We start from the raw sequence: 9,933 nt of genomic DNA, 5'->3' as shown, positions 1-9,933 counted from the left end.
GGCCGCCGCGGCATACAACCTTCAGCTGCTCGCCCGGCAGGCTGCGCCGGCCTGATACGCGGCGTATCCTCCGGTGGCCGGCGTCACCAGCCATCCGCCACGCCGGTTTCGCGCAGACCTTTTTCAACGGTCTCGAACGGTTGTGGAGACGCCTTGTGTAGACCCCATGACGACGATTTGCCGAGCATTTACGAGGGTTTGGAGCACCTCGACCGGCATCATTGTGTAGACGCTTGGTGGAGACGATCTTGGCGCTGGACCGTCTGCGCGACGGTTTTGCTAGGACTTCCAAAGCGTTGGAAGTCGCTGGAGCGGGCGAAGGGATTCGAACCCTCGACCCCAACCTTGGCAAGGTTGTGCTCTACCCCTGAGCTACGCCCGCTCTGGCGCCATGCCCGGACAGGTCCGGGCGGGTAAGGCGCGGCCACTAGCATCGGCCTTGGCGCACCGCAAGCCCCGCATCTCCGATTCAAAAGGCTGGCGACTCGTCGATGAGAACATTACAAGAACATAAATGCGCGAGTCGTCCGCCCTGATCGCCCATTTGCGGCATGTCGCACGCGACGGTGCGGTGCGGCAAGGCGATGCGCGCGCCGACGATGCCTGGCTCGCGCAAGGGCTGGCCGCCGCGCAACTGCATGAAATCCATGCCGCACATGTCGAGGAGAGCGCGAGCGCGGCGGGGTTCGCGATTGCGCTGGCGCTCGCGGCGAAGGCGATCCCGATCCTGTGGCTGCGCACCGAGGCCGCCGAGCGTCAGGGCGGCCGACTGCATGCCACCGGACTCGTCGAATTGGGGGTATCGATCGCCACACTGGTGCTGGGTGTCGTCGCCGACGACGGTGCGCTGCTGCGCGCGGCGGCGGATGGCGCGCGGTGCGACGGGCTGGGCACGCTGGTGGTCGAGGCCTGGGGGCGCTGCCCGGCGATCGACCTGACCACGACGCGGCGGCTGATGCTCGCCGCCGAGACCTCGGGCGTCACGGTCCTGCTGCTGCGCATCGCCGCCCAGCCGGTGCCGACCGCCGCGGCGACGCGCTGGGGGGTGGAATCGGTGGCCTCGACTCCGCTTGAGGCCGATGCGCCGGGCAGCCCCACCTTTGCCATAGAATTGCAGCGCCGTCGCGGGGGTCCGTCGGGCCGCCGCTGGCGCGTGGAGTGGAACCGTGATGCGTGCCGATTCGACGATATCCAAAGCACCGAAGCCCAGGATAGAGCGCCGTTATCTGGCGCTCGTCTTCCCTTGGCTGCCGGTCGAGCGGTTGCGCAGCACGCGCCCGCACCTGTTCGTCGGGGGTGACGCGAACCCGGTCGCCTTCGTCCACCGCGTCGGCAATGCGGTACGCCTCGCAGGCCTCGACATGACCGCCACCGCGATGGGCCTGACTCCCGGACTGACCCTCGCCGACGCCCGTGCGCGGGTGCCCGAATTGGAAGTGTTCGAGTACGACGCGTACGCCGATCTCGACTGGCTGGAGACGCTCGCCGATTCCTGCGCCCGCTACACCCCCTCGGTCGCGGTCGATCCGCCGCAGGGACTGGTGCTCGACATCGCGGGCTGCACCCATGCCTTCGACGGCGAGCGGCGGCTGGCCGCCGATGTCGAAGCGCGCATGGCCAGGCGCGGCGTGCTGGCACGCCATGCCTTCGGCGACACGCCCGATGCCGCGCGCGCACTGGCGCGGTTCGCCGGCGCACCCGCTCCGGACGAGCAGCGCGCGCTCAAACGCCTGCCGGTCGCCGCACTCGGCCTCGACGGCGACGCGACCGAAGCGCTGGTCCGCGCCGGGTTGAAGACCGTCGGCGACGTCGCGCAACGCCCGCTCGCGGGGATCGCCGCGCGCTTCGGCGGCGACGCGGCAACCAGGGTCCGCCGCCTGTTCGGCCAGGCCGAGAGCCCGCTCACGCCGCGCCGGGTCGCATCGCCGATCGGGGTGGAGCGCCGCTTCGCCGAGCCGATCGCGCGCACCCAGCACGCGCTGAGCGTCCTTGCCGAGCTGACCGCCGAAGCCGCGGTGTTCCTAGAGCGCCGGCATGAAGGCGGACGCCGGTTCGAGGCGCGGCTGTTTCGCGCCGACGGGCTCGTCCAGAGCCTGCGCGTCGAGACCGGGCGCCCGACCCGCGACCCCGACGTGCTCGACCGCCTGTTCCGCGAGCGGATCGACGCGCTCGCCGACCCGCTCGACCCCGGCTTCGGCTACGACATGATCCGCCTGGACGTGGTCGCCGCCGAGCGGCTCGATGCGTCGCAACTGAAGCTGGAGGGCGGCGAGGCGAGTGTTCCGGCGGTCGATGCGCTCGTCGACCGCCTGTCCACCCGCCTCGGCCGCACCCGCGTCCGCCGCTTCGCCCCCCGCGACAGCCACATCCCCGAACAGGCCGAACTGATGCTTCCGGCGAGCGACACGAAGCCGGTGGCGGCGTGGAAGCCGGTCGAGCCCGGAGAGCCGCCGGCACGTCCCATCTACCTGTTCGATCCGCCCCAGCCGATCGACTCGATCGCTGCCGAAACCCCCGACGGCCCGCCCGCACGCTTTCGCTGGCGCAAGAGCGTCCACGACGTCATGTGCGCCGAAGGCCCCGAGCGGATCGTGGGCGAATGGTGGCGCCGCCACGACGTCGACGTCCCGACCCGCGATTATTTCCGCGTAGAGGACCGCCGCGGCCGCCGCTTCTGGATCTTCCGCCACGGCCTCTACACCGAGACGGAGAGCCCCAGGTGGTATCTCCACGGGCTTTTCGCGTGACCGGCTTCGCCGAACTGGTCGCCGCGACCAATTACTCGTTCCTCGACGGGGCGAGCCCGGCAGCCGACGTCGTCGGCACCGCGGCGGCCTTGGGACTGGTCGGCATCGGCATCGCGGACCGCAACACCGTGGCCGGGGTCGTGCGCGCGCACTACGAGCTCGGCAAGATGCGCGAGGGTCTTCGCGGGCCGCTGATCCCGCCGCGCGACTTGCGTCTGGTCGTGGGCGCGCGGCTGGTCTTTGCCGACGGCACGCCGGATATCGTTGCTTATCCTGCGACGCGGCACGGTTGGGGACGGCTGACCCGCCTGCTGACCGCCGGCAATCTGCGCGCCGAAAAGGGTGGCTGCATCCTGGGATTGGGCGATCTGATCCGCCATCTTCAGGACCTGCTGCTTATCGCGCTTCCCGACAGTAGCGCGCGCGCGGCGATCCCGCGCCCGGGCGCATTGCTGCCACCGCAGCGTGACGATCCTTCGCTGCACGCGACTCTGGTGCGGCTCGCGCGCGCGGCACCCGGCCGAGTCTGGCTGGGCGCGACGATGAACCGCAACGGCCGCGATCGCCGATGCCTCACCCGGCTCGCTCGCGTGGCCGATGCCGCCGGCGTGCCGCTCATCGCAACGTCCGACGCGCTCTACGCGCATCCGGAGGATAAATCGCTCCACGACGTTGTCACCTGCATCCGCGAGGGTGTGGGCGTAGCCGCAGCTGGACGATTGCTCGCTGCGAACGCCGAACGCCACATCAAGGACCCCGAGGAGATGGCGCGACGGTTCGCCGACCGGCCAGAGGCGCTGACCGAGACCCTCCGCCTGCTCGACCGGATCGAATTCGACCTTGTCCAGCTCTCCTATGAATACCCGCATGAACCCGTCCCCGAAGGCTGGACGCCGCAGGCCTGGCTGGAGCATTTGAGCTGGGAGGCCGCGCGCGCGAAATTTCCCGATGGCGTGCCCGACAGACTCGCGAAGCTGCTTGATGAAGAGCTGCCGCTGATCGCCGAGCGCAACTACGCCTATTACTTCCTCACGGTCCACGACGTGGTTCGCCACGCGCGGTCGCTCGGCATCCTGTGCCAGGGCCGCGGCTCGGCGGCCAATTCGGCGGTGTGCTGGCTGCTGGGGGTCACCTCGGTCGATCCGATGAAGCACGACCTGCTCTTCTCGCGCTTCGTCTCCAGTGAGCGCGACGAGCCGCCCGACATCGACGTCGATTTCGAGCACGAGCGGCGCGAGGAAGTGATCCAGTACATCTACGAGCGCTACGGCCGCCACCGCGCCGCCATTGCCGCCACCGTGATCCACTATCGCCCACGCTCGGCGGTGCGCGAAGCCGGCAAGGCGCTCGGCTTGAGCGAGGACGTGACCAACCGGCTGACCAGCACGGTGTGGGGCAGCTTCTCCGACCGGTTCGAGAACGACCGCCTAAAGGACACCGGCTACAGCGCGGACAATCCACAGATCGCGCAGCTCTGCGACATGGTGCGCCGCCTGCTCCAGTTTCCGCGCCATCTGTCGCAGCACGTCGGCGGCTTCGTGCTCACCCAGAACCGGCTCGACGAGACGGTGCCGATCCACTGGGGCGCGATGAAGGACCGCACCTTCATCGAATGGGACAAGGACGACATCGACTATCTCAAGATCATGAAGGTCGACATCCTCGCGCTCGGCATGCTGACCTGCATCCGCAAGGGGTTCGACCTGATGCGCGAGGCCGGACTCGGCGATCCGCAGCTGAATGCCGTGGCGCTCGACGAAGACCCGGCCGTGTACGACATGCTGGAGGACGGCGACAGCGTCGGCGTGTTCCAGGTGGAAAGCCGCGCCCAGATCAACATGCTCCCGCGCCTCAAGCCCAGGGTTCTGTACGACCTTGTCGTGCAGGTCGCGATCGTCCGCCCGGGGCCGATCGAGGGCGACATGGTCCACCCCTATCTGCGCCGCCGCGCAGGCAAGGAAGCGGTCGAGTTTCCGTCTCCCCATCCCGATCACGGCCCGCCCGACGAGCTGCAGCAGTTGCTTCGCTTCACCTACGGCGTGCCGCTGTTCCAGGAGCAGGCGATGAAGCTCGCCATCGTCGCCGCCAAATTCACCCCCGACGAGGCCAATCAGTTGCGGAAAGCCATGGCGACCTTCCGCCACGTCGGCGGGATGGAGGATTTCAAGGCCAAGCTGGTCGGCGGCATGGTCCGGCGCGGCTACCAGGAAGCGTTCGCCGAGCGCTGCTACAGCCAGATTGAGGGGTTCGGCTCCTACGGCTTTCCCGAAAGCCACGCCTTGTCTTTCGCTCGACTCGTCTACGTGTCGGCCTGGATCAAATGCTTTTACCCGGCGGTGTTCGCGTGCGCGATCCTGAATTCGCAGCCGATGGGCTTCTACGCGCCTGCACAGCTCGTGCATGACGCCGCCGAGCACGGAGTCGCGGTCCATGCGGTCGACATCAACGCGAGCGGCTGGGACAACGCACTGGAGGCCATGACCGGCCCGCAAGCCAGGGCACGCCGCCGGCCCAACCCCGATCCCAGGGGCAAGCAATGGAATCCCGCCGTCCGCCTCGACGCGCACCTCGCGCTCCGTCTCGGCTTCCGCCAGATCGACGGCTTTCGCGAAACGTGGGCGCAGGCGATCGTCGCCAACGCACCTTACCTCTCGATCGAGGACACCGCCCGCCGTGCGAGCCTGCCGCAGCGCGCCCTCGCTTTGCTCGCCGATGCCGACGCGTTCCGCAGCCTTGCCAAGAACCGGCGCGAAGCGGGATGGGAGGTCCGCCGCACCCCGCCCAGGCAATTGGCGCTGTTCGCCGCCGCCGATGCGCCCGAACTCGGGCAGGAACCGCCTGCCGCGCTGCCCGCAATGCCGCTCGGCGAGCAGGTCGCGATCGATTACCGTACGACGCGTCTGTCGCTCAAGGGCCACCCGATGGCCTTCCTGCGCGATCTGTTCGCGCGCGAGGGCATCCTCTCCAGCGCCCAGGCGGACCAGGCGAAGGACGGCCGCCGCGTGAAGGTCGCCGGCGTCGTCCTAGTCCGTCAGCGGCCGGGCAAGGGCAATGCGATCTTCGTCACGATCGAGGACGAGACCGGGGTCACAAACGGCCTGATCTGGGCGCGCGATTTCGAAGCCAATCGCCGCGACGTCATGGCCGCGCGGCTGCTGGTGCTCGAAGGCACGATCCAGCGCAGCGAGGAAGGCGTCGTCCACCTGATGACGACGCGAGTGCAGGACCGCAGCCACGAGCTCCGCCGCCTGTCGGAGGATGTGCCGGTCGCCCCCGACCTCGCCCGCGGCGACGTCGTTCACGCGCCGCAATGCGTCATGCGCGAAGGGGTGAGGCGCAGCAGCAACGACCCGCCGATGCCGCTGGCACCGACGAAAAGCGCCGATCCCCGCCACGGCCATCCGCGCGATGTACGCATCCTGCCCAAATCGAGGGACTTCCATTGACGCGCGCCACGCCCCAGATAGGCGTAAAGCGAAACGGAGACCCGAGACTTGGCCACGCTGGGCATGACCCCCGACCAGAAGACCGCGGTGGAGGCATTCCGCCGCGACGTCGTCGAGCCGTCGATGACGAGCCTCGTCATCATCGACTTCTGGGCCGAATGGTGCGGCCCGTGCAAGGCGCTGACCCCGGTCCTCGAAAAAGTTGCCGCGGCCTATGCGGACAAGGGTGTCGTGCTGGCCAAGGTCGATACCGACAAGAACCAATTCATCGCGACCCAATTCCAGATCAAGTCGATCCCGACCGTCTATGCGATGTTCCAGGGGCAGCTCGTCGCCGACCTGACGCCCGCACGCACCGAATCGGCGTTGCGCACGATGCTCGACCAGTTGCTCAAGCAGCTGCCGGTCCAGTCCGCCGCGGCGGAGGCCGAAGCCGAGCTCGAGCCGCTGATTGCGATGGGTGAGGAGGTGCTCGCCGAGGGCGATGCGCAGCGCGCGCTCGGTATCTTCGACCAGCTTTTCGAGATGGCGCCCGATCACCCCGCAGTGCTGTCCGGGCGCATCCGTGCGCTCGTCGCCGCGCACATGACCGACGAGGCCGAAGCGGCGATCCAGGCGCTTTCTGCCGACCTCAAGGACCCCGGCATCGAGCGCGCAAAGGCCGCACTGGCGCTCGCCAAAAGCGCGCCACCGGTCGAGGACCTGTCCGGACTCATTGCCGAAGTCGCCGCGAACCCCGACGACCACGATAGACGCTTCACCTTGGCCAACGCCCAGATGGCGGCCGGCGACCGCGACGCCGCCGCCGACAATTTCCTGGCACTCGTCGCCGCCGACCGCACCTGGAACGAGGGCGCGGCCCGCACCCAATTGCTCAAGCTGTTCGAAGTCGTCGGAATGATGGACCCGTGGGTCTCCACCCAACGCCGCCGTCTGTCCGCGATCCTGTTCGGATGACCCGGACGCTCAAGACGACCCGGCTTTCGGTGTTCCCCCTCCCGGGTGCGCTGCTCTTCCCCGGCATGCACTTGCCGCTGCACATCTTCGAGCCGCGCTACCGCGCTATGGTGTCCGATGCGATGGCGCGAGACCGGCGGATCGGTATGGTCCAGCCCAGACCCCAGATGAGTCCCAACACCGGCGCGGCGAGCGACGAGCCAGCGCCGCTGTTCGATCTCGGCTGCGTCGGCCGCATCGCCGAGGTCGAGGCGATGGACGACGGCCGCTACAATCTGGTGCTCGAGGGCGTCGCGCTGTTCCGCATCGTCCGCGAGCTCGACGTCACTACCCAGTTCCGCCAGGTCGAGGCCGAACTGATCGAAGCCGCCGCCGACGAGACGCTGTCGCTCGGCGCCCGTGCCGCATTGGAAATGGAATCGCGCCGCTTCGCCGAGGCGCAGGGCTATGCGGTCGATTGGGACGCGGTCGCGCGGCTCGATGACGAGGCGCTGGTCAACGGCATCGCCCAGATCGCCCCATTCGACAGCGCCGCCAAGCAGGCGTTGCTCGAAGCGCCAGGCATCGAAATCCGCGCCGACCTGATCGTCCAGCTCATGCAATTCTTCGGCCGCCACGACGGCGACGAACGCGTGACGCTGCAGTGAGGGTGGCGACAGTCCCTCTCCCCTTGTGGGAGAGGGAAAGAGCGGCGCAGCCGCGGGAGGGTAAGGGGGAGTCGGATGCGATCGGCGCTTCCCGCTTCCTAAGTTCCCCTAACCCTTCCGCTGCGCTGACGCGCACCTCCCTCCCTCTTCCACAAGGGGAGAGAGAGCATTGATCGACTCCTGGCTGCTCGAACGCCTCGTCTGCCCCGCGACGCGAACGCCACTCATATACGACGAAGCGGCCCAGGAACTGGTCAGCGAAGCCGCGGGTGTCGCCTACCCCATCCGCGGCGGCATACCCGTCATGCTGATTGAAGACGCGCGACCGCTGGCACGGTGACGATGCGCAAGCTTTGTCCGCCATTGGTGGAGGCTGTGTGAGAACGGCTTTCCGGCACAGGTGAGTGGGATAGTGTGAGCGCGTGGCTCAGGCCTGCATTGCGGTCATCAGTCGTGGCACGCCGAGGAGCGCGATGGCGCGCTTGATGTTGTAGGCGAGGATGTGGAGGCTGGCCTCGGTTGCGACGTTCGTCAGGGTCCGCGTCTTGAAGTGGCTTCGGCCCATCCAGTCCTTGAGCGTGCCGAAGACGTGCTCGACCGTTCGGCGTCTGACCCGCATGGCGTCGGGCCAGCGGTCGAGGCGGGCCTGCATGGCGTCGATGACCTCTTCGTGCTCCCACCGTTTGATGCGGCGTTCGACGCTGGCGGTGCAGTTCGTCCTCACCGCGCAGCGGGTCCGGCAGGCGGGTGTCGCATAGCCGTGGAGCGTCAGTCCGTGCTCGATGCTGGAGAAGCGCTTGGTCAGCATCTCGCCGGCCGGGCAGCGATAGGTGTCGCTTTCGGGTTGGTAGACAAAGTCCTGCTTGCCGAAGCGCCCGCCCGCCTTGGCGCCGGAGGTGAGCGGCTTGGGCAGGATCGGCACGATACCGGAGTCCTTGCAGGCGAGCACCTCGGGGCCTGAGAAGTAGCCGCGGTCGGCGAGCACGGTGAGCACCGGCGCGGCCATCGCTTCCGCTGCCTTGCGGCCCATGCTGGCCAGCGACGTGCGATCATGGCTGAGATTGATGACCTCGTGCGCGACGACGATGTGGCTCTTGGTGTCGACCGCCGCCTGGAGGTTGTAGCCGACCAGTCCCGTGCCGGTGCCGGCGGACGCCATCGCGCGCGCATCGGGATCGGTGAGCGAGATCTGCCCGTCGGGCGATGCCATCACCGCCTCTTCCATCGCTTCCAGCTCGCGCATCTGCCGCTGCAACTCGCCCAGCCTCGTCGTCAGCCTTGCAGTGCGCAGTTCGGCCGCATCGCTTTCCTGCCGATCGGCGGTGTCGAGCATGCCGAGGTAGCGCTGGATGCTGGCGTCCACCTGCTCCATCCGACGCCGGATCGTGACGGGCGTGAAGTTCCGGTCGCGCGCGTTCGCCGCCCGCAGGCGACTGCCGTCCACCGCCACCGTGCCGCCCGCAATCAGGCCCAGGTTGCGGCACACCAGCACGAAGCGCCGGCACGCCGCCTGGATGGCGACGCCATGGTCGCGGCGGAAGTCGGCGATCGTCTTGAAGTCCGGCGCCAGCTTGCCGGTCAGCCACATCACCTCGACGTTGCGGCCTGCCTCGCGCTCAAGCCGCCGGCTCGACTGCACCTGGTTCAGATAGCCGTAGACGTAGAGCTTCATCATCGTCGCCGGATGGTAGCCCGGCCGGCCCGTCGCCGCTGCGCCTTCAAAACCGAGCGTTGCAAGGTCAAGCTCGTCGACGAACATGTCGACCACCCGCACCGGGCTGTCCTCGCTCACGAAATCGTCGATGCAGTCGGGCAGCAGCAGCCTCTGCCGGCGGTCACAACCTTCGATGAAACGGCTCATCCCAGCGCCTCCATCAACGGCAGAACACTACCACATCACGGCGTTTTCACACAGCCTCGGTGGTTAGCGGAACGGCGGCTTTCGCGATGACCGTTCGCGTGGCAGACATTGCTTTCACAAAGCCGTATGCGTCACTAGCAGGCTGCTGAAAAAGGGCTTGGCTATCGCGCTGTGAGGTGATTCATCGAGGCAGGACGCGATAAACGGGGCCGATGGATGCGCGGTACGGACGAACGATCGGGCAAGCTGTTCTCCTACGTCGATCTGGAAGAGCG

General features: G+C 68.0%; 7 protein-coding genes and 1 tRNA gene. 6 read left to right on the top strand and 2 right to left on the bottom strand.

The window, feature by feature from the left end; all coding sequences use genetic code 11:
• Positions 1–307: 307 nt before the first annotated feature.
• Positions 308–382: transfer RNA gene (locus ACE5C1_RS08970), tRNA-Gly, on the bottom strand.
• Positions 383–514: 132 nt separating this feature from the next.
• Between ACE5C1_RS08970 and ACE5C1_RS08965 the strand changes: the two genes are divergently transcribed.
• The 6 genes from ACE5C1_RS08965 (at position 515) to ACE5C1_RS08940 (ending at position 8,137) form a co-directional block, all read left to right on the top strand.
• Positions 515–1,300, top strand: a complete 786-nt coding sequence (locus tag ACE5C1_RS08965; protein WP_374943724.1) for a hypothetical protein — start codon at positions 515–517, stop codon at positions 1,298–1,300.
• Positions 1,263–2,747: a DNA polymerase Y family protein gene (locus tag ACE5C1_RS08960; RefSeq protein ID WP_374943723.1), complete on the top strand. Its 1,485-nt coding sequence runs from the start codon at positions 1,263–1,265 to the stop codon at positions 2,745–2,747. Before ACE5C1_RS08965 ends, ACE5C1_RS08960 begins: the two co-directional genes overlap by 38 nt.
• Entirely contained in the window at positions 2,744–6,193 is a 3,450-nt protein-coding gene (locus ACE5C1_RS08955; RefSeq protein WP_374943722.1) for an error-prone DNA polymerase, read from the top strand. The genes ACE5C1_RS08960 and ACE5C1_RS08955 overlap by 4 nt, the downstream gene beginning before the upstream one ends.
• Before the next feature lie 63 nt (positions 6,194–6,256).
• Positions 6,257–7,150, top strand: coding sequence for a tetratricopeptide repeat protein (locus ACE5C1_RS08950; RefSeq protein WP_374943725.1), 894 nt, complete (start codon positions 6,257–6,259; stop codon positions 7,148–7,150).
• Positions 7,147–7,797 (top strand): LON peptidase substrate-binding domain-containing protein, encoded by a 651-nt coding sequence (locus ACE5C1_RS08945; RefSeq protein ID WP_374943721.1) that lies wholly within the window; start codon positions 7,147–7,149, stop codon positions 7,795–7,797. Before ACE5C1_RS08950 ends, ACE5C1_RS08945 begins: the two co-directional genes overlap by 4 nt.
• 169 nt (positions 7,798–7,966) lie before the next feature.
• Positions 7,967–8,137 carry a Trm112 family protein gene (locus ACE5C1_RS08940; RefSeq protein ID WP_374943720.1) on the top strand — a complete coding sequence of 57 codons (171 nt, stop codon included), beginning with the start codon at positions 7,967–7,969 and terminating at the stop codon, positions 8,135–8,137.
• Positions 8,138–8,224: 87 nt separating this feature from the next.
• Here ACE5C1_RS08940 and ACE5C1_RS08935 read toward each other — a convergent pair whose 3' ends face one another.
• Positions 8,225–9,658, bottom strand: coding sequence for an IS1182 family transposase (locus ACE5C1_RS08935; RefSeq protein WP_374943719.1), 1,434 nt, complete (start codon positions 9,656–9,658; stop codon positions 8,225–8,227).
• Positions 9,659–9,933 lie beyond the last annotated feature (275 nt).

Source organism: Sphingomonas sp., from assembly GCF_964263785.1.
Taxonomy (GTDB): Bacteria; Pseudomonadota; Alphaproteobacteria; order Sphingomonadales; family Sphingomonadaceae; genus Sphingomonas.
This window is presented reverse-complemented; position numbering and strand designations above follow the sequence as displayed.

Coding starts and splice junctions, on each gene's coding strand:
- ACE5C1_RS08965 (WP_374943724.1), top strand. CDS start 515: ATGCGCGAGTCGTCCGCCCTGATCGCCCATTTGCGGCATGTCGCACGC.
- ACE5C1_RS08935 (WP_374943719.1), bottom strand. CDS start 9,658: ATGAGCCGTTTCATCGAAGGTTGTGACCGCCGGCAGAGGCTGCTGCTG.
- ACE5C1_RS08945 (WP_374943721.1), top strand. CDS start 7,147: ATGACCCGGACGCTCAAGACGACCCGGCTTTCGGTGTTCCCCCTCCCG.
- ACE5C1_RS08950 (WP_374943725.1), top strand. CDS start 6,257: ATGACCCCCGACCAGAAGACCGCGGTGGAGGCATTCCGCCGCGACGTC.